The 19078-nt window shown below is 75.7% G+C and carries 13 protein-coding genes; 7 read left to right on the top strand and 6 right to left on the bottom strand.

Annotated elements, in window-relative coordinates; translation table 11 throughout:
- Positions 1 to 2: 2 nt before the first annotated feature.
- Positions 3 to 887 (bottom strand): glycosyltransferase, encoded by an 885-nt coding sequence (locus CLV28_RS12200; protein WP_100423601.1) that lies wholly within the window; start codon positions 885 to 887, stop codon positions 3 to 5.
- A complete protein-coding gene (locus tag CLV28_RS12195) occupies positions 880 to 1875 on the bottom strand; it encodes a glycosyltransferase (protein ID WP_239073223.1) in 996 nt (331 codons plus the stop codon). The genes CLV28_RS12200 and CLV28_RS12195 overlap by 8 nt, the downstream gene beginning before the upstream one ends.
- A gap of 137 nt (positions 1876 to 2012) precedes the next feature.
- Here CLV28_RS12195 and CLV28_RS12190 point away from each other — a divergent pair, with 137 nt between their 5' ends.
- Entirely contained in the window at positions 2013 to 3302 is a 1290-nt protein-coding gene (locus tag CLV28_RS12190) for an LCP family protein (protein ID WP_239073222.1), read from the top strand.
- Positions 3303 to 3436: 134 nt separating this feature from the next.
- Positions 3437 to 4675 carry an LCP family protein gene (locus tag CLV28_RS12185; RefSeq protein ID WP_239073221.1) on the top strand — a complete coding sequence of 413 codons (1239 nt, stop codon included), beginning with the start codon at positions 3437 to 3439 and terminating at the stop codon, positions 4673 to 4675.
- 29 nt (positions 4676 to 4704) lie between these two features.
- Here CLV28_RS12185 and purE read toward each other — a convergent pair whose 3' ends face one another.
- From purE to CLV28_RS12165, 4 genes are all read right to left on the bottom strand, one after another.
- Positions 4705 to 5268, bottom strand: coding sequence for a 5-(carboxyamino)imidazole ribonucleotide mutase (gene purE, locus CLV28_RS12180; RefSeq protein ID WP_100423599.1), 564 nt, complete (start codon positions 5266 to 5268; stop codon positions 4705 to 4707).
- Between the two features lie 36 nt (positions 5269 to 5304).
- Entirely contained in the window at positions 5305 to 6510 is a 1206-nt protein-coding gene (locus CLV28_RS12175; RefSeq protein WP_100423598.1) for a 5-(carboxyamino)imidazole ribonucleotide synthase, read from the bottom strand.
- 64 nt (positions 6511 to 6574) lie between these two features.
- Entirely contained in the window at positions 6575 to 7909 is a 1335-nt protein-coding gene (locus CLV28_RS12170) for an ATP-binding protein (protein WP_100423597.1), read from the bottom strand.
- Between the two features lie 53 nt (positions 7910 to 7962).
- Positions 7963 to 8646: a response regulator transcription factor gene (locus tag CLV28_RS12165; protein ID WP_100423596.1), complete on the bottom strand. Its 684-nt coding sequence runs from the start codon at positions 8644 to 8646 to the stop codon at positions 7963 to 7965.
- A gap of 114 nt (positions 8647 to 8760) precedes the next feature.
- Here CLV28_RS12165 and CLV28_RS12160 point away from each other — a divergent pair, with 114 nt between their 5' ends.
- From CLV28_RS12160 to CLV28_RS12140, 5 genes are all read left to right on the top strand, one after another.
- Positions 8761 to 10182, top strand: a complete 1422-nt coding sequence (locus CLV28_RS12160; RefSeq protein WP_100423595.1) for a sensor histidine kinase — start codon at positions 8761 to 8763, stop codon at positions 10180 to 10182.
- The gene (locus CLV28_RS12155; protein WP_275405065.1) at positions 10182 to 10883 is read left to right on the top strand and encodes a response regulator; all 702 of its coding nucleotides are present in this window, start codon (positions 10182 to 10184) and stop codon (positions 10881 to 10883) included. Before CLV28_RS12160 ends, CLV28_RS12155 begins: the two co-directional genes overlap by 1 nt.
- A gap of 219 nt (positions 10884 to 11102) precedes the next feature.
- On the top strand, positions 11103 to 11876 hold the full coding sequence (locus CLV28_RS12150) for an ABC transporter ATP-binding protein (protein WP_100423742.1): 774 nt from the start codon (positions 11103 to 11105) through the stop codon (positions 11874 to 11876).
- On the top strand, positions 11876 to 14443 hold the full coding sequence (locus CLV28_RS12145; protein WP_100423594.1) for an ABC transporter permease: 2568 nt from the start codon (positions 11876 to 11878) through the stop codon (positions 14441 to 14443). The genes CLV28_RS12150 and CLV28_RS12145 overlap by 1 nt, the downstream gene beginning before the upstream one ends.
- A 95-nt stretch (positions 14444 to 14538) precedes the next feature.
- Positions 14539 to 18954: an FtsK/SpoIIIE domain-containing protein gene (locus CLV28_RS12140; RefSeq protein ID WP_157802632.1), complete on the top strand. Its 4416-nt coding sequence runs from the start codon at positions 14539 to 14541 to the stop codon at positions 18952 to 18954.
- The last annotated feature ends 124 nt before the right edge of the window (positions 18955 to 19078 follow it).

The following is a 19078-nucleotide window of genomic DNA, read 5'->3' as shown; positions in this document are numbered from 1 at the left end:
CCTCAGTCCTGTCCTGCATCGGTCGTACCTGGCTGGTCGGTGTGCTGGTCGGTGTGCGCCTCGCGCTCGGCGTCGCGCCGCACAGCGGCACGGTAGGCGCGGCGGCGCACCGGCTCGGGCGTGACGCGGTAGACGCCGCGGACCGCGACGTTCCGGCTGAACGACCAGAACGACGTCATCCCCGCGCGCCACATGCGCCGCTGCAGCTCGACCTCGGACTGCAGCAGCCGGGTCCCGCCGCGCCGCGCGTACGCCCCCGCGCCCACCCGGTACAGCACGAGGGGCTCGACGACGTTCTCGGCCCACGCGCCCGCGTGGATCATGCGCGCGAAGAGCCAGTAGTCCTCCATGAGCGGCAGCTCCTCGTACCCTCCGACGGCGCGCACCGCCGAGCGTCGGTACACGACCGACGGATGGTTGAAGGGCGACCGGAACCGAGCGTAGCGCTCGATCTCCTCGTGCCCCACGGGCGGGACCCGCACGAGGCCGCCGTCCCCCTCGACCACGAACTCCTCGATGGCCGACCCGACGACGTCCGCGCCGCCCTCGACGATCGGCACCTGGACGGCGAACCGCTCGGGCACGGAGATGTCGTCCGCGTCCTGACGCGCGACGATCTCGTGCGAGCAGCGCTCGAGCCCGAGGTCGAGCGCACGCGCGAGCCCGCCGTTCACGGGGATCTCGACGAGCACCACGGGGACGTCGCTGCGGTCGACGAGCCGCGCGAGCATGCGGGTCAGCTCGGGCCGCACGGGGCCGTCCTGCACGATCACGACCTCGGAGGGCGGGCGCGTCTGGTCGACCGTGACCGAGTCGAACGAGCGCTCGAGGAACTCCGGGGAGTCGCCGTCGTAGACGGGCAGCAGGACCGAGAAGCCGCTACCCACGCCTGGCCTCCCGCTCGACCGCGGCGACGTCGTCCGACACCGGGCCCAGCCCGGCCAGGACCTGCGCGGTGGGCCGGGGGCCGCGCAGCAGGCCGTCGCGCAGGCCGCGCGCCCCGGCGCGCACCAGCACGCCGCGGCCCTGCGAGCGGGCGAAGGTGCGCGCCCAGCGCACGAGCGACGAGCCCGTGTAGAGCACGCGCTCGGACGGCGAGACCGACCGGGTGCGCGTGAGCATCCAGATCTTGTTGCGCACCTCGTAGTAGAAGCGCGGTCCGGGGTCGACGTCGGTCGCGCCGAACTTGGCCGTGCGGTGCTCGACGACGCTCGCGGCCACGTGCAGGCCCGTGGCCCGGCGCAGCAGCCGGCAGGAGTACTCGAAGTCGTCGTTCCAGATGAAGTAGTCGGCCACGGGCAGGCCGTGCTCGCGCACCGCGGCCGCGTCGATCAGCATCGAGACGAACGACGACGAGCGCACGGGCGTGCCCCCGGCAGCGGCGGCCGCGGCGACGGCCGCGTCGTCGGCACCAGGTCGCCGGCGCGGGGTGTTCATGGGGTGCTCGCGCCCGTCGTGCCACTCGACGCGGCTGCCGAGCACCACGGCGTCGGACGACGCCCGGGCCCGCAGGAGCTCGGAGAGCGCGGTCGGCGTGGGGATCGTGTCGTCGTCCATGGCCCACACGAGGTCGGCGTCGAGCCGCCGCACGGCGTGCGCGATGCCCGCGGCGAAGCCGCCCGCCCCGCCGGTGTTGCGCGCGAGCGAGACGAGGTCAGGCCGTGACGGGTGCTCGACGACGACGCTCGCGGTGCCGTCCGTCGACGCGTTGTCGACGACGACGACCGCGTCGAGCGGGCGGTCCTGCGCGGCGAGCGCGTCGAGGGCCGCGCGCAGCAGGACCTCGCGGTCGTAGGCGACCACGACGGCGACCACACGGGGCGTGGTCGGGTCGCGAAGGTCTGCGGACGGCGTCGGTTCGGGCGTGGCAGGCACGGTGGAAGGCTACGCGATCGGACACCGGCCCCGGGCGGGGCCGAGCGGGGGTGGAGATGCACCCTGCACAAACCCTCCACCGCTCGGCCCCCTGGACGCCCCCGAACGACGGGCGACGCCGCCTATGCTCTACTCCCGTGACTGTCACCCATCGATCGCCTCGTGCGAAGGGGTCCGACGACCCGACACGCGGCCCCGCGCACGCCCGCGCCGCCAAGGGATCCCTGCTGCGCACGGTCGGCCTCGTCACGACCGGCGTGCTCGTGTTCGGCACGACCGCCGCGGCCGCGGTCGCCGCGACCCTCTACGACAACGTCACCGTCGGCGACGTCACCGGCCTCACGGGCGACCTCGAGAAGCCCGAGCCTGCCGACCCCAGCGCGGGCGAGCCGCTCAACGTCCTGCTCATCGGCTCCGACTTCCGCGGCGGCGAGAACACCGACTTCGCGGTCTCCGGCGTCGAGGGCATGCGCTCGGACACGTCGATCGTCGCGCACGTCTCGGCCGACCGCAGCCGCGTCGAGCTCGTCTCGATCCCCCGCGACTCGATGGTCGACCGGCCCGAGTGCACCATGAGCGACGGCACGACCGTCGCGGGCGAGCACGCGATGTTCAACACGGCGTTCGCCGTGGGCGCCGACCACGGCGACGACATCGCCTCGGCCGCCGCGTGCGCCATCAACACCGTGCAGTCGACGACCGGCGTGTACATCGACGACTACGCCGTGGTCGACTTCGCCGGGTTCGAGAAGATGATCGACGCGATCGGCGGGGTGCAGATGTGCATCCCCGAGCCGATCGACAACCCCAAGGCCGACCTCGTGCTCGAGGCGGGGAACCAGACGCTCGACGGCGCGGAAGCCCTCGGCTTCGCGCGCGCACGCTACGGGATCGGCGACGGCTCCGACCTCAGCCGCATCGGCCGCCAGCAGCAGCTGCTCGCCGCGACCATGAGCCAGGTGCTCTCCCAGAACCTGCTGACCGACGCCCCCTCGCTCGTGAAGTTCCTCAGCGCGGCGACCGAGTCGCTCACCGTGAGCCCCGGTCTGAGCTCGATCCCCGACCTCACCGGCCTGGCCTACAGCCTGCGCGGCCTCTCGGGTGGGAACATCACCTTCATGACGATCCCCAACGGCCCTGACCCGGCCGACCCCAACCGGGTCGTCTGGACCTCCGACGCGACCGACGTCTGGTCCCGCATGGCGGCCGACGAGCCGATCACGGGCGAGCCGGAGACCGTCCCCGCGAGCGACGCGCCCGCGACGGGTGACGACGCCGGGACGTCGGACGCCGGAACCGGCGACGCCGGCACGGGGACCGACGCGACCGGCACGGACGGGGCCGACGAGACCACCCCGACCCCCCAGCAGACCAAGACCGCCGGCACCGAGGCCTTCACCTCGGACGACGTCACCGCCGTCTGCTGACCATGGCGGGCGACGACAGCTCCCGGGGCGCGATGCCGCCCAGCTTCACCCCGCCGTCCGACGGTCGCGGCGACCGGCCGCGCCCCGACGGCGCGATCCCCGTGGGTGCGAGCGGCGGGCGCTCGCAGCCTCGCGTGCCGCGTCCGCCTCGCCCGGCGGACGACGCGCGCTCGGGTGCACGCATCACCCGGCAGTCGACCCGGAACACGGGCGAGCAGCCCGTCTCCCGGCCGTCGAGCGCCCCGCGCCGCACGTCGGCCGCCCCCGAGCGGACGTCGCGCCCGCCGTCGGTGCCGCCGCGCGACGACCGTCGGACCGCGGTGAGCACGACCGCCCGACCCTCGTCCCGGCCCGCCGCCGGCCAGGCGCCCCGCCCCGCCCAGCGCCCGAGCGAGCCGCCGCGCGGCGGCTCGGACGGGATCCGCATCCGCAAGGGCCGTGTCGTCGCGCTGCTCCTCGTCCTCGTGCTCGTGCTCCTGATCGCCTGGCCCGTCGGCCTGATCATCTGGGCCAACGGCAAGGTCCAGCACGTCGACGCGCTCTCGGGCGCCGCGGGCACCGACGGCGAGACCTACCTGCTCGCCGGCTCGGACGCGCGCGAGGAGGGTGTCTGGGAGGACGGCACGACGGGCGCACGCACCGACTCGATCATGCTGCTGCAGAAGCCCGACTCGGGGCCTGCCTCGCTCATCAGCCTCCCGCGCGACACGTACGTCGAGGACATCCCCGGACACGGGCCGGGCAAGCTCAACGCCGCGTACTCCTACGGCGGCCCGGCGCTCCTGGTGCAGACCGTCGAGGGACTGACCGGGATCACGGTCGACCACTACGTCGAGATCGGGTTCGGCGGTATCGAGGACATCGTCGACGCCGTCGGCGGCGTCGAGCTCTGCCTCGACTACGACGTGGACGACGAGAAGAGCGGGCTCGTGTGGGAGGCCGGCTGCCACGTCGCGGACGGCGAGACCGCGCTCGCGTTCTCCCGGATGCGCTACTCGGACCCGAAGGGCGACATCGGACGCGCCGAACGCCAGCGCCAGGTCATCGGTGCCGTCGCGGACGCGGTCGTCGAGCCGTCGCTGCTGTGGCACCCCGGACGCCAGGTCGACCTCATCGACGCGGGCACCGCGGCGCTCACGGTCGACGAGAGCTCCGGCATGGTCGACCTCGCCAAGCTCGGTCTCGCGTTCCGCGCCGCCACCGGGCCCGACGGGGTGACCGGCACCCCGCCGATCTCGAACCCGGACTACCGTCCCGGCGGGGTCGGCTCGACCGTGCTGCTCGACCCGGAGACCGTGCCGCAGTTCTGGACCGACGTGCTCGAGGGGAACTTCGAGCCCGGCGAGACGGTCGGCGGGCTCCCGGGCGCCTGACCACCCTGCGGTGCAGGCGCCCGCACCGCTCAGGCGCTGAAGCCCGTGGTGCGCGTCCGCGACGCGCGCAGCGCCGCGCCCTTGGCGTGCGCCTGGGCGCTGAGGTCGGCCTGGAACGCCTCCATGCGCTCGCGCAGCGCGACGGACGCGTCGTCGGTGCCCGCCGCGAGGATCCGCGCGGCCAGCAGGCCCGCGTTGCGGGCACCACCGATCGACACGGTCGCGACCGGGACCCCGGCGGGCATCTGCACGATCGACAGCAGCGAGTCCATGCCGTCGAGGTGGCGCAGCGGCACGGGCACGCCGACCACGGGTAGCGGGGTGACCGAGGCGAGCATGCCCGGCAGGTGCGCCGCGCCGCCCGCGCCGGCGATGATCACGCGGATCCCGCGCGACGCGGCCTGGCGTCCGTAATCGATCATCTCGGTCGGCATGCGGTGCGCCGAGACGACGTCGACCTCGACCTCGACCCCGAACTCGCCGAGCGCGGTCGCCGCGGCCTCCATGACGGGCCAGTCGGAGTCCGACCCCATGACGATGCCGACGACGGGGCTCGCGTCCGCAGGGGTGTGGTCGGTCAGGTGCTCGCTCATGCGTCCTCCGGGTGGCTCGCGGTCGTGGTCGGTCTTCTAGCTCGGGGTCTCGCCGCGCAGGATCGCTGCCGCGGCGAGGGCACGACGTCGCACCTCGTCGAGGTCGTCGCCGCTCACGTTCACGTGGCCGAGCTTGCGGCCCGGGCGCACGGACTTTCCGTAGAGGTTGACGCGGGCGTCCGGGAACGCCCCGAGCACGTCCGGGAGCGCGTCGGCGAGGTCGTCGAGGCTCGAGCCGAGCACGTTCGCCATGACGGTCCACGGTGCGCGTGCGCTCGTGTCGCCGAGCGGGAGGTCGAGCACGGCGCGCAGGTGCTGCTCGAACTGGCTCGTGACCGAGCCGTCGATGGTCCAGTGACCCGAGTTGTGCGGGCGCATCGCGAGCTCGTTGACGAGCACGTGCCGCCCGGGCGCCCCGGTCCCGTCCGCCGCGCCCGAGACCTCGAACATCTCGACCGCGAGCACGCCCGTGACCCCGAGCGCCTCGGCGACCTGCACGGCGATCGCGCGCGCCTCGGCGGCCTCTTCGTCGGTCAGGTCGGGCGCGGGCGCGACGACCTCCGCGCACACGCCGTCGCGCTGCACCGACTCGACGACCGGCCACGTGCGCACCTCGCCCGAGGGTCGTCGCGCGACCAGCACCGCGAGCTCGCGCCCGAACGCGACCTTCTCCTCGACGAGCAGCGCGGGACCGCCCTCGGCAGCACCCGCGAACCAGTCGGCGACCTCGCTGGACGACGTCACGACCCGCACGCCCTTGCCGTCGTAGCCGCCGCGCGAGGTCTTGACGACCGCGCTGCCACCGACCTCGGCCAGGAACGCGTCGAGCCGCCGCGCGGCCTCCGACGGGTCCGTCGGGAGCGTCGCCCAGCGCGGGCACGGGACGCCCAGCGCGGTCAGCCGCTCGCGCATCACGATCTTGTCCTGTGCGTGCACGAGCGCGTCCGGGCCAGGGTGCACGGGGGTGCCGTGCGCCGAGAGGTCGGCGAGCAGCGCGTTCGGCACGTGCTCGTGCTCGAAGGTGAGGACCTGCGCGTGCGGCCCGTCCGCCGGGGCGACGAGCGCACGCAGCGCCTCCTCGTCGGACGCCGCGCCCACCGGGGCGTCGACGACGACCTGGGCGGCCGACGTCGTCGGGTCCTCGACGAGCACCCGCAGGTGGACGCCGAGCTCGGCGGCGGCAGGGGCCATCATGCGGGCGAGCTGTCCGCCGCCCACGACTGCGATCACTGGTGCTGGCACGGGACAAGAGCCTAGTCGCACCAGCGCCGCGCGCCCGCACCGGGCCTGCGGCCTGTGGCACGCCTCACGGGCGCCCGAACCACCCCTTGCGGGCCCCGGTCGAGGAGATGCTGCGCCCCGGGGGCAGCACGACCTTCGGGTCGAGCGTGCGCGGCACCCCGGCGAGGAAGTACGAGAAGACCGCGGGCACACGCTGCGACAGGCTGAGCCGCCCGCCGTCCGCGGCCGCGAGGTCCCGGGCCAGGGCGAGGCCGAGGCCCGTCCCGGCGCCCGAGGTCACCTCGCGCTCGAAGATCCGCGGGGCGAGGTCCTCGGGGACGCCCGGACCCTCGTCGGCGACCTCGATGACGACGGCGCCCGACGACCCGCTCGGGCGCGAGCGCACCGTGGTGGTGCCGTCGCCGTGCTTGAGCGAGTTCTCGACGAGGGTCGCGAGCACCTGCGCCAGCGCGCCGGGCGTCGCGAGGACCTGCTCGTCCTCGGGCACCTCGATCACGAGCCGACGCTCGGCCTTGCGGAACGTCGGCACCCACTCGTCCGAGAGCTGGCGCACCACGTCGACGAGGCGCACCGCCTCGGTGGTCCCGCCGCTCGCGCGCCGCGACGAGCGCAGCAGGTCGTCGACGACCGTCACGAGGCGCTCGACCTGCTCGAGCGAGATCCGGGCCTCCTCCTGGACGTCCGGGTCGTCGGAGGCGAGCGAGATCTCCTCGAGCCGCATGCTGAGCGCGGTCAGCGGCGTGCGGAGCTGGTGCGAGGCGTCCGACGCGAACTGCCGCTCGGCCGCGAGCCGGCCCGCCATGCGGTCCGCGCTGCGCGCGAGCTCGGCCGCGACGAGGTCGATCTCCTCGACGCCCGACGGTTCGAGCCGTGGACGCACCTGCCCCGAGCCGAGCTGCTCGGCCGAGGCCGCGAGGTACACGAGCGGTGCGGCGAGCCGGTTCGCCTGCCAGACCGCCACGAGGATCCCTGCCGCGAACGCGACGAACGACGCGACGCCCACGAGCACCACGATCTGCACGACGCGGAACGTGATCTGGGCCGCCGACACCTCGACCGTGACGAGCGCGCCGCTCTCGCCGCGCCGCACCTCGGACCGTGCCTTGCCGTCGATCGGGTCGCCCGCCTCGTGGCGCACACCGTCCGGGGTGACCACCAGGATGTGCGCGGGCAGGCGCCCGGGGGCGCTCGCCGCGTTGTCGAGCGTGCTCTGCGGCACGTCCTCGCCGTTGGCGGCACGGGCGTCGACCGACCGTGCGAGCGTCTCCGTGCGGGCCGCGAGCTCGCGCGCCTCGTTGTCCCGGACATACTGCGCGCCGAAGATCGCGAGCGGGAGCCCCAGCAGGAGCACGGCGACGACGACCGCCGAGACGGTCGCCTGGAGAACCTTGCGACGCATGCGTCAGACCGTTCCTGGATCGTGGCCCGCGCGGGCGGGCCGGTCGGTCGGGGTCAGGCCGCGCCGTTCTCGAACCGGAAGCCGAGACCGCGCACCGTCGAGACGTAGCGGGGCGACGTCGCGTCGTCGCCGAGCTTGCGGCGCAGCCAGGACACGTGCATGTCGAGCGTCTTGGTCGACCCGACCGGCTCCGAGCCCCACACGTCGCGCATGAGCGCGTCGCGCACGACGACGGACCCCGCGTTGGCGACGAGCACGCGCAGCAGCTCGAACTCCTTGGTCGTCAGGTGCAGCTCGCGCTCGCCCTGGAAGGCACGGTGCGCGGCGACGTCGACGCGGACGTCCTGCGCGTGCAGCTCGTCCTCCTCGATCGCGTCGACGTGCGTGCGGCGCAGCAGCGCCCGCACGCGCGCGAGCAGCTCGGCGAGACGGAACGGCTTGGTCACGTAGTCGTCGGCGCCGGCGTCGAGACCCACGACGAGGTCGACCTCGTCGGCGCGCGCGGTGAGGACGAGCACGGGCGTCGTCAGGCCCTGGTGACGGATCTCGCGGGCGACGTCGAGGCCGTCCATGTCGGGCAGACCGAGGTCGAGCACGACGATGTCGGCGAGGTGGGCCGACTCGACCGCCCCTTGACCGGTCCCCTGCACGACGACGTCATAACCCTCACGTGTGAGCGCGCGGGCCAATGGCTCGGCAATTGCGGGGTCATCTTCCGCTAGCAGTACGTGGGTCATTCGCTCATGCTAGGGCATCAGTCTGGCCGCCGTCCCCCTCCTGGCGGAACCGGACGCGGATGTCTCCACCCGTGGACGGACGCCGTGCCCCGGCCCTCCTCCTAGGCTCGGGACATGGGATGGTTCGAACGCGCCGGGGCATGGTCCGAGCGCCACACGACACAGGTCGACGCGCTCACCGCGGCAGGTCTCGTGGTGGTCCTCGCCCCCGTCTCGGCGGTGCTCGGCCTGACGTCGCTCGGCCCCGGGGCGACGGCCCTCCTGACCGCGGTGCTGCTGGCCCCCCTCGCCTGGCGACGCTCGGCGCCCGTGGTGTCGGTCGTGGCCGTCTACGTCGTCGCGCTCGTCTGCCTCGCGCTCGGGTTCCCGGTCGTCGCGGCGGTCGTCGCGGTGCCGGTCGCGTTGTACTCGGTGACCGCCTACGGGCCGACCTGGGCGCACCGCACCGCGATCGCCGGCGCCGTCGTCGGATCGTTCCTCGCGGGCGTCCCGCTCGCGACCGCCGACGGCGTGCTGAGCGTCGCGAGGAGCATGCTGCTCACGGGCGCGTTCGGCAGCGCCGTGTACCTCGCGGTCTGGGCCCTCGGGCTCGTGCGCCGCGCACGGCACGAGACCATCGAGGCGCTGCGCGACCGTGCCCGCCGGCTCGAGGTCGAACGCGACCAGCAGACGCAGATCGCGACCGCGGCCGAGCGCTCACGCATCGCGCGCGAGATGCACGACATCGTCGCGCACTCGCTGTCGGTCATCATCGCGCAGGCCGACGGCGGTCGGTACGCGACCCGGACCGACCCCGCCGCCGCCGGCCGGGCCCTCGAGACCGTCTCCGACACCGGCCGCGCCGCGCTCGCCGACATGCGCCGGCTCCTGGGCGTGCTGCGCACCGAGAGCGCGCACGACCCGCGCACGCCCGGGCAGGTCACGACCGCCGTCCCCGGCAGGGCGCTGAGCTCGGGCTTCTCCTTCCGCGCGGGCCGCCCGGCGCGCGCGGCCGAGGTGCCGGACGACGCCCCCGCAGCCTCCCCCGGAACCCGCCCCGCGCCCGGGCCGGCTCCCGTCGACGGGCCGGCGACCCGCACCGAGCGGCTCGGCCCGATGCCCGGCAGCGAGGACCTCGACGATCTCGTGACCCGCACGCGCGCGGCGGGGCTGCCCGTCTCGCTCGTCACGGTCGGCGCGACGTCCGACCTCCCGCCCGGGCTCGGGCTCACGGTCTACCGGATCGTGCAGGAGGCACTGACGAACGTGCTCAAGCACGGCGGCCCGGGTGCGCGGGCGACCGTGCTGGTGCGCTGGCGCGAGGAGTCGATCGAGCTCGAGGTGCAGGACGACGGGCGGGGCGCGGCCGCGACGTCGAGCACGCCCGGGTTCGGGCTGCTCGGCATGCGCGAGCGCGTCGAGGTCTACGGCGGCACGGTCCGCACCGGGCCGCGGCCCGGCGGCGGCTTCGCGGTCCGCGCGACGATCCCGCGTACGCTTCCCGCGGGACGACGCCCGACGGCGTCCGACGGCACCGCACGATCGACGGAGGACTAGTGGAGCAGCCGACCGGCGTCGTGCGCGTCGCGCTCGTCGACGACCAGCAGCTCGTGCGGGCGGGGTTCCGCATGGTCATCGACTCCCAGCCCGACCTCGAGGTCGTCGCCGAGGCGGGGGACGGCGCCCAGGCGCTGCGGGCCGTCGCCGCGACGGACGTCGACATCGTGCTCATGGACGTGCGCATGCCCAACCTCGACGGCCTCGCCGCGACGGCACGGCTCACGGGCGCGCCCGCCGACCCGGCCCGGCCCACGCCGCGCGTGATCATCCTGACCACGTTCGACCTCGACGAGTACGTGCTCGAGGCCATCCGTGCCGGGGCGAGCGGGTTCCTGCTCAAGGACGCGCCGCCCGAGGAGATGCTCGCCGCGATCCGCACCGTGCACCGCGGCGACGCGGTGATCGCCCCGTCGTCGACGCGACGGCTGCTCGAGCACCTCGTGACCGCGCTGCCTGCCGAGGACGCCACCGCCGGCGTCGTGCACGAGGGCGTCGCGTCGCTCACCGAGCGCGAGCGCGAGGTGCTCGTGCTCATGGCCCGCGGGCGCTCCAACCAGGAGATCGGCGCCGACCTGTTCGTCGCCGAGGCCACCGTCAAGACGCACGTCGGGCGCATCCTCGCCAAGCTCGCGGCACGCGACCGCGTGCAAGCCGTCGTGACCGCCTACGAAGCCGGCCTCGTCCGTCCGGGCGAGTGAGCCGGCCCGGGGCCCGCCCGCGAGGCTGACCCCGCGACCCGCGGGTCCACCCACGGGAGGACACGGGCACGCGCGACGACCCTCCCGTCGTCCGACGCGGCGCGGGGGCACGCGTCCGTAGCGTCGTCCACGAGACGAACGCCGCCGCGGGACCCGCGGCACGGACAAGGAGAGAACGTGGACACCAGCGTCTACCGCCCGCTCGACCCCGAGGCGGGGATGCCCGACGGCGCCCCCGCGGTGCGCGGTCGCGCCCTCACCAAGCTCTACGGGCGCGGCGAGGCCACCGTGCGGGCGCTCGACGGCGTCGACGTGGACTTCGCGGCCGGTCACCTGACCGCGATCATGGGCCCCTCGGGCTCGGGCAAGTCGACCCTCATGCACCTGCTCGCGGGCCTCGACGCCGCGACGTCGGGCCAGGCGTTCATCGGCGCGACCGACGTGACCGCGCTCGGCGACACCGAGCTCACCCGGCTGCGCCGCGAGCGCGTCGGGTTCGTGTTCCAGTCGTTCAACCTGCTGCCGATGTTCACGGCCGAGCAGAACATCGTGCTGCCCGTCGACCTCGCGGGCGGCACCGTCGACCGCGAGTGGTTCGACACGCTCGTCGGCACGCTCGGCCTCGCGCAGCGGCTCACGCACCGGCCGTCCGAGCTCTCGGGCGGGCAGCAGCAGCGCGTCGCGATCGCGCGCGCGCTCATCACCAAGCCCGACGTCGTCTTCGCCGACGAGCCCACGGGCAACCTCGACTCGCGCTCGGGCGCCGAGGTGCTGAGCTTCCTGCGCCGCTCGGTGCGCGAGCTCGGCCGCACGATCGTCATGGTCACGCACGACCCGACCGCGGCCGCGTACGCCGACCGCGTCGTCCTCATCGCCGACGGTCGCATCGCGGGCGAGATCCAGGACCCGACGCCCGAGTCGGTGCTCGCGGGGCTCGACGCCCTGCGCACCCTCGACGACGAGCCGACGCTCGCCCCGGCGGTGCAGCGCTGATGCTCCGCCTCACCCTCGCGCAGATGCGCCGCAGCATCGGTCGCCTCGCGGGCGCGGGCGTCGCCGTGCTCATCGGCAGCGCGTTCGTCGCCGCGACCCTGCTCGCCGGCACCGCGATGACCTCGACGCTCGTCGACACCATCGCCGCCCGCTACGCCGACGCCGACCTCGTCATGGCCGACGGCGTAGGCGTCGACCAGCTCGCCGATGTGCGGGCGATCCCGGGCGTCACGGCCGCCGCCGCGACCGACACGACCTACGTCGAGCTCGCGAACGGCGGCACGAGCCGCTACGAGGCGCTCACCCCGACCCGGGGCGACGAGCGCCTCGAGCCGCAGACCCTGACCGACGGTCGCCTCCCGACGGCCGACGGCGAGATCGCGGTCTCGGTCGACGCGGCCGACGGGCTCGACGTCGCGGTCGGCGGCGCCGTCGAGGCGCACGTGTACCAGCCCGACGAGACCGGGAACTGGGTCGAGACGACCGTCCCCGTGACCGTCGTCGGGGTGCTCGACGACCCCGCGGGGGCCTACCAGGCCGACGCGGGCGCCGCCGAGGTGACCCCCGAGCAGTTCCAGACCTGGACGAACGGCGACCCCGCGGCGTGGGGCTGGTCGGAGGCCGCGGTGCTCGTCGCCGACGGCGCCGACGTCGACGAGGTCGCCGCCGCGATCACGGAGGCGGTACCGCAGGACTACGCGACGACCGTCAGCACGACCGAGCAGGCGGCCCTCGACGCGGCGGCCGCGATGACCGGCGGCAACGACGTGTTCACCGCGGTCACGCTCGCGTTCGCGGCGGTCGCGCTCGTCGTGGCGGCGCTCGTGATCGCCAACACCTTCCAGGTGCTCGTCGCGCAGCGCGCCCGGACCCTCGCGCTGCTGCGGTGCGTGGGCGCCGACAAGGCGCAGATCGGCCGCTCGGTGGTGCTCGAGGCGCTGATCCTCGGGCTCGTGTCGTCCGCCGCGGGCGTGCTCGCCGGGTTCGCCCTGGTCCAGGTGGGCCTGAGCGTCGCCGAGGGGCTCGACCTCGACGCGCCGCTGCCCGCCGTCGTCCAGCCGAGCCTCGCCGCGGTGCTCGTGCCGCTCGTCGTCGGCACGCTCGTGACCGTCGTCGCCTCGCTCGCCCCGGCGCGCAGCGCGACCCGCGTCGCGCCCCTCGCGGCGCTGCGTCCCGCCGAGGCCCCCGCGCTCGGGCGACGTGCCGGTCGGGTGCGGCTCGCGACCTCCGCGCTGCTCGTGCTCGGCGGCGCCGCGCTGCTCGGCCTGGGGCTGCTCGCCGGCTCGCAGGGCTCGGTCGAGGTCGGCCTGCTCGCGGGGATCGCCGGCGGCGGCCTGTCGTTCGTCGGCGTCGTCCTCGGTGCCGTGTTCTGGCTCCCGCACCTGGTCGCCGGGATCGGCCGCCTGCTCGCGAGCTCGGGGGCCGCCGGGCGGCTCGCCGCCGCGAACACGCTGCGCAACCCGCGCCGCACGACCGCGACCGCCACGGCCCTGCTCATCGGCGTGACGCTCGTGTCGATGATGTCCGTCGGCGCGGTCAGCGCGCGCGCCTCGATGCTCGCCGAGCTCGACGCAAAGTACCCCGTCGACCTGACGGTCGACGGGGGCCAGAGCAGCATCACGCCCGACGGGGTCGAGCCGGGCAAGGAGATCACGCCCGCGGCGCTCGGCGCGGTCCGCGCGGTCGACGGGGTCGAGGACGTCGCCGAGGTCGCGACGGCGATCGCGACCGCCCCGGACGCCGGCGATGCCGGCTGGACCCTCGACCTCGTGGCGATCGCCCCGGACGACGCGCAGCGGGTCGTCGCGGACCCCACGGGGTACGCGGGGATCGCGGACGACGTCGCGCTCGTCGCGCCCGACTGGGCCGCCGCGTACGACCTCGCCGACGGCGACGTGCTCGACGTCGCGGGCGAGTCCGGCACCGTGCCGCTCACGGTCCGGGTCGCCGACGTGGTCGAGGGGTACCGGCTGACGGCCGTGGTCTCGCCCGCGACGCTCGACGCGCTCTCCGCGAGCGCCCCCGTGACGACCCTGTGGGTCGAGATCGCGGACGACGCGGACCCGCTGCAGGTCCAGCAGGACGTGATCACGGGGCTGGGCGACGACGCGTACGTGGTGCAGAGCCCGGCCGCGGAGCGGGCGCAGGTCGAGTCGACCGTCGACACGATGCTCGCGGTCGTGGTGGGGCTGCTCGCGGCCGCGGTCGTGATCGCGGTGATCGGCGTCGCGAACACGCTCTCGCTGTCGGTCATCGAGCGGCGTCGCGAGTCGGCGACGCTGCGTGCGATCGGGCTGTCGCGGGTGCAGCTGCGGCTCATGCTCTCGCTCGAGGGCGTGCTGATCGCGGTCGTCGGGGCGGTCGCAGGGATCGGCCTGGGCCTGCTGTACGGCTGGGCCGGGGCGTTCACGGCGTTGTCGGCGATGGGTGACGTGCAGCTCGGCGTGCCGTGGCGGGACTTCGCGCTGGTGCTCGTGGGCGCGGTGCTCGCGGGGCTGCTCGCGTCGCTCGTCCCCGCGCGCGCCGCGGTGCGGACGTCTCCGGTCGAGGCCCTCGCCGCCGACTGACGCGACGCTCGACGCGGGAGTGTGGACGAGACAACTCGTCCACACCCCCGTCGTCGTCCGCCCCGGTGCGCGGGCGGTCGGGCCAGGGTGGTGCCGTGACCCTCCACGCGCCATCCGCAGGCCCGTCCCTGCGACTGACGATCCATCCCGACGAGGACGTGCTCGTCGTGCCCGGCGAGCGCGTGGGCGACCTGCGCCGACGCCTCGCGGTGCTGCTCGTGCGGCCCGAGCTCGTCGACGCGCCGCTGTGCGCCTGGGCGGGCGGCGGGGACGCCGTCGACCTCGACGACGACCACCTGACGGGCGTGCACCCGCTCGTGCCGGGGGCGACCCTCGCGGTGCGGGGCGCGCGGCCCGCGGCCGTGCCCGCGCAGGTGCTCGGGGCGCCCGCGCACCTCGCGGCGACCGACGGCCCGGGGTCCGGGCGGCTGCGTCCCGCGACCGTCCCGGGCACGGCCCCGCGCGGGCGCTCCCGGGCCGCCCGGCGGGGCGGCGTCCGGGTGCCGCGCGGGGCGCGACGTGTCGGCCGTGGCGGACGCCGCGTGCCCCGCCTCGGTCGCGCGCGCTGGCGGCCGGGGCGGGCGGTCGTCCTGCCGGGCGAGCCCACGCGCACGGTCGAGCTGCGACCGCCACCGGTCACGGCCTCCTGGACCTACGCGAGCGCGCTCGTCCCTGCCGGCGACGACGCCCGCACTCCCCCGACGCCGGCGGTCTCGCTCGTCACCACGCTCGTCCCCGCGGGCGGGTCGCTCGTGCTCGCGGTGACGCTGCACCAGCCGATGTTCCTGCTGCTCGCGCTGCTCGGCCCGCTCGCGATGCTCGCCCCACGGGCGCTCGCGGCCGTGCGGCGACGCCGCGATCGACGCACCGCGCTGCGTCCGCCCGCGGTCGCGCCTCCCGCGACCAGCCCCCGGCCGGCCGACGACCTCCTGCGCGCGCTCGTCTCGCTCCACGTGCCGACGGCGGACGCCGTGCCCGCCACCGGGCGCCCGGACCTCCCGGAGCCGCTCGCGCACGGCCTGCCCGACGGGGTCGTCGCCGTCGTGGGCGGCGGCGCCCGTGCTGGTGCCGCCGCGATCGTCGCGCACCTCGCCGCGACCGGGCACGCGCTCGATGTGGTCGGGGCCGGGGCGTCCGCGTGGGCGTGGTGCCGGTGGCTCGACGCGCGCGCCCACCGCGCCGTCCCGGCGGCGGGGGCCGGTCGGCGGGCGCTCGGGCCCGGTCCGGACGCGGTGCCTGTGGTCGTGGTCGTCGACGCCCTCGGCGACGCACACGCGCTGCGTGCCCCGGCCCTCGCCCGTGTCTGGTCGCAGCGCACCGCCGCGACGTGCCTCGTCCTCGTCGCGGACGACGCGCGCGCCGTGCCGCCCTGGTGCCGGACCGTGCTCCCGGTCGGATCCCTCCCGCAGGTCGACGAGGACTGGTGCGAGACGTTCGCCCGGACCCTCGCCGGGTGCGAGCACGCCGGGACGGGACCGCGTGCCGCACGAGCAGCCCTGGCCCGGGCGGCCGACGTGGCGCACGACGGGCCCGCGGGACCGGGACGCACGACGGGCCGGGCGGCCGCAGGACGCACAGGGGCCGACGAGGCGGACGACCCGGCGAACGCCCGGCTCCCCGGCGCGGTCGCTCTCGCCGACCTCGTGCACGCCCCGCCCGCGCCCGACGCAGCCTGGGTGCGCGGGCTCTGGGCGCTCGAGCGCACGTCGCTCGCGACGCCGATCGGTCAGGCCGCCGGCGGGACCGTGACGATCGACCTCGTGCGCGACGGCCCGCACGCGCTCGTGGCGGGGACCACGGGCTCCGGGAAGTCGGAGCTGCTGCGGTCGCTGCTGCTGGGCCTCGCGGTGCGGCACCCGCCGGACCGCCTGGCGATCGTCGTCGTCGACTTCAAGGGCGGGACGAGCCTCGGACGCTGCGCGACGCTGCCGCACGTCGTGGGCACCGTGAGCGACCGCGAGCCCGGCACCGCGGCGCGGGCCCTCGACGGCCTGCGCGCGGAGCTCGGCCGTCGGGCACGGCTGGTGGCCGACGCCGGGGTCACGCACGTCGACGACCTCCCGCCGGGCAGCGTGCCGCGACTGCTCGTGGTCATGGACGAGTTCCGTGCGGTCGCCGACGACCTCCCGCAGTTCCTGCCGGGCCTGCTGCGCGTCGCCGCGCAGGGGCGGTCCCTCGGCATCCACCTCGTGCTCGCCACGCAGCGGCCCGCGGGCGCCGTGACCGCGGACATCCGCGCCAACGTGCCGCTGCGCGTCGCGCTGCGGGTGGTCGACCCGGTCGACTCGGCCGACGTGGTCGACGCCCCGCACGCCGCCCGCATCCCGCCCGTCCCGGGTCGCGCGGTGCTCCGCGCCGACGACGCGCCCCTCGTCGCGTTCCAGTGCGCGAGGGCGGACGGCGCCCGCGGGCCACGCGCCGACGGCGTCCGGCGGGCCGACGTCTGGGCCGTCGACGCCCCGACGGAGCCCGGCGTCGCGTGCGACCTCGTCGCGCTCGTGCACGCCGCCGCGCAGGACCTGCCCGCGCCCCGACCGCTGTGGGCCCCTGCTCTTCCGGACGTCGTCGCCCTCGACGACCTCCCCCGCGAACCGCGCGCGGGCGTGACGTTCGCACTGACCGACGTGCCGACCGAGCAGCGGCACGGCACCGCCACCTGGGACCCGGCCGACGGCATGCTCGCGGTGCTCGGGCCGGCGCGCACGGGGCGCACGGGCACGCTGCGCGCGGTCGTGCGCGGCCTGCTCGCCGCGGGCGTCACCGTCCACGTGCTCGGCAGGCCGCACGAGTTCGCCGACCTCGGGCACCCGCTCCTCGGCACGGTCTGCGGCGCCGACGACCCGGTGCGCGCCGGCCTCGTGCTGCGGCACGTCCTGGACGAGCACACGGCCCGCGCGTCGGCCGGTCCGGTGCTCGTGATCGACGACCTCACTGCTCTTGCCGCCGCGCTCGACGGCTCCACGGGCCGCGCGGGGCTCCTGGCGGAGGTGCTTCGCCGGGGCGTGCCCGTCGTGCTCGCGGGCGACCCGGTGCCGCTCGCCCGCTGGACGGGCCGGGCCGCGCACCGCCTGGTGCTGCGCTCCGGGGACCGCCACGACGACGTCGCCGCCGGCGTGCCCGCCGCGTTCGCCGGGCATGCCCGCCTCCCGGGTCGCGGCGTCTGGCTCTCCCCCGGGAGCACGCCCCTCGAGTGCCAGGCCGCCCACGTCGCCGTCCGACCGGACGGAGACCACATCGCGGTCCGCCCGGACGGGAAGCCGCGCGCGACCGCGCCAGGACGTCCGGGGACGGCCCTGCGGATCGCAGCACTGCCCCGGCACGTCGAACGCGAGTCGTTCCCGCCCCTCGACGAGCCACCCCACGAGCACGCCGTGCTGCTTGGCCCCGGCGGCGACCACGCAGCACCGCTGCGAGTCGCGACCGCGGGCGGGCTGCTCGTCGTCGGGCGGCCGGGCAGCGGGCGCAGCGCGGCGCTCGCGACCGTCGCGCTGGGCCTCGCCGAGCTCGGGCTGCTCGCAGGCGTCGTCAGCCGTGACCCGCTCTTCGCCCGGATCGGCCTCCCCGTGCTGGACCCGGACCGGACGAGCGACGACGGCCGGCCGCCGAGCGGCACCGCGGGGACCGACGAGGCCGTGCCGGACGTCGTCGACCTCGCCCGCGCCAGCTCCCGGTGCGTCGTGGTCGACGACCTCGACGCCCTCGCGGTGCAGCACCTCGGCCTCGTCGCGCGCCTCGCGGGACTCTGGCTCGTGGCCGGCGCGACGGTCACGGGGGCGCTCGGGGCGCACCGGGGGCCGCTCGCGGACCTGCGCCGGCGTCGCACGGGAGTCGTGCTGGGCCCCGCGGAGCGCGGCGTCGACGAGATCTTCTCCGCGCCCGTCGAGCACCTGCTCGCGCCGGACGCGATCGCGGGACGAGGGGCCGTGGTCGTGCGCGGCAGGGCCGAGCGCGTCCAGGTCGCGCGGGCCACGACCTCGGTCCGTCAGGCCGGACCGATCGAGCCGGTCGAGCCGGTCGGGCCGGTGGAGACCGTGGAACCCGTCGCGCTGGTCGAGACGATCGAGCCGATCGCGTCAGTGGGTCGTGTGCTCCACGACGGTGCGCAGCATGAGACCCACGACCACGACGACGGAGAGGACGAGCAGCGGCACGCCCCAGAGCGGGTTGCCGGCCTGCAGCGCGCCGACGCCCAGCACGATCTGGAACAGCTGCCACGTCATGACCGGTGCCCGGCCGATCCGGAGCCCACGCACGAGGCCGCGCGAGCCGGCGACCAGGAGCGCGGCGATGGCGAGCGCGAAGACGACGAGGCCGATCGAGAGCCCGACCGCGGCCTCGTGCGTCAAGAGATTGACCACCACGGCACCCGCGCCGACGACGAGGGCGAGCGCTTCGACGAGCACGATGCCCACGATCACACGGACGGCGGTCGGCGCCGGCGCGCTCGGCGCGCCGTCGTCGGGAACGGCGGGGCGGTCGTCGGCGGACATGGAGAGACACGATACGCCTGACCAGCACCGTTACTGAAGTGTGATGAATGCCTCAGGCGTCATACGCAGGAAACCTCCCCGAAACCCCTTGTGCGGGCCTTCACGAGGTGTGAACCTTGAGAGAGCAAACCCCCCGAACGACGAG

The sequence above is a fragment of the Sediminihabitans luteus genome (genome assembly GCF_002797595.1).
In the GTDB taxonomy this organism is placed as follows: domain Bacteria; phylum Actinomycetota; class Actinomycetes; order Actinomycetales; family Cellulomonadaceae; genus Paraoerskovia; species Paraoerskovia lutea.
Note: the sequence above shows the minus strand (reverse complement) of the source record. Positions and strands in the feature narration are given on the sequence as shown.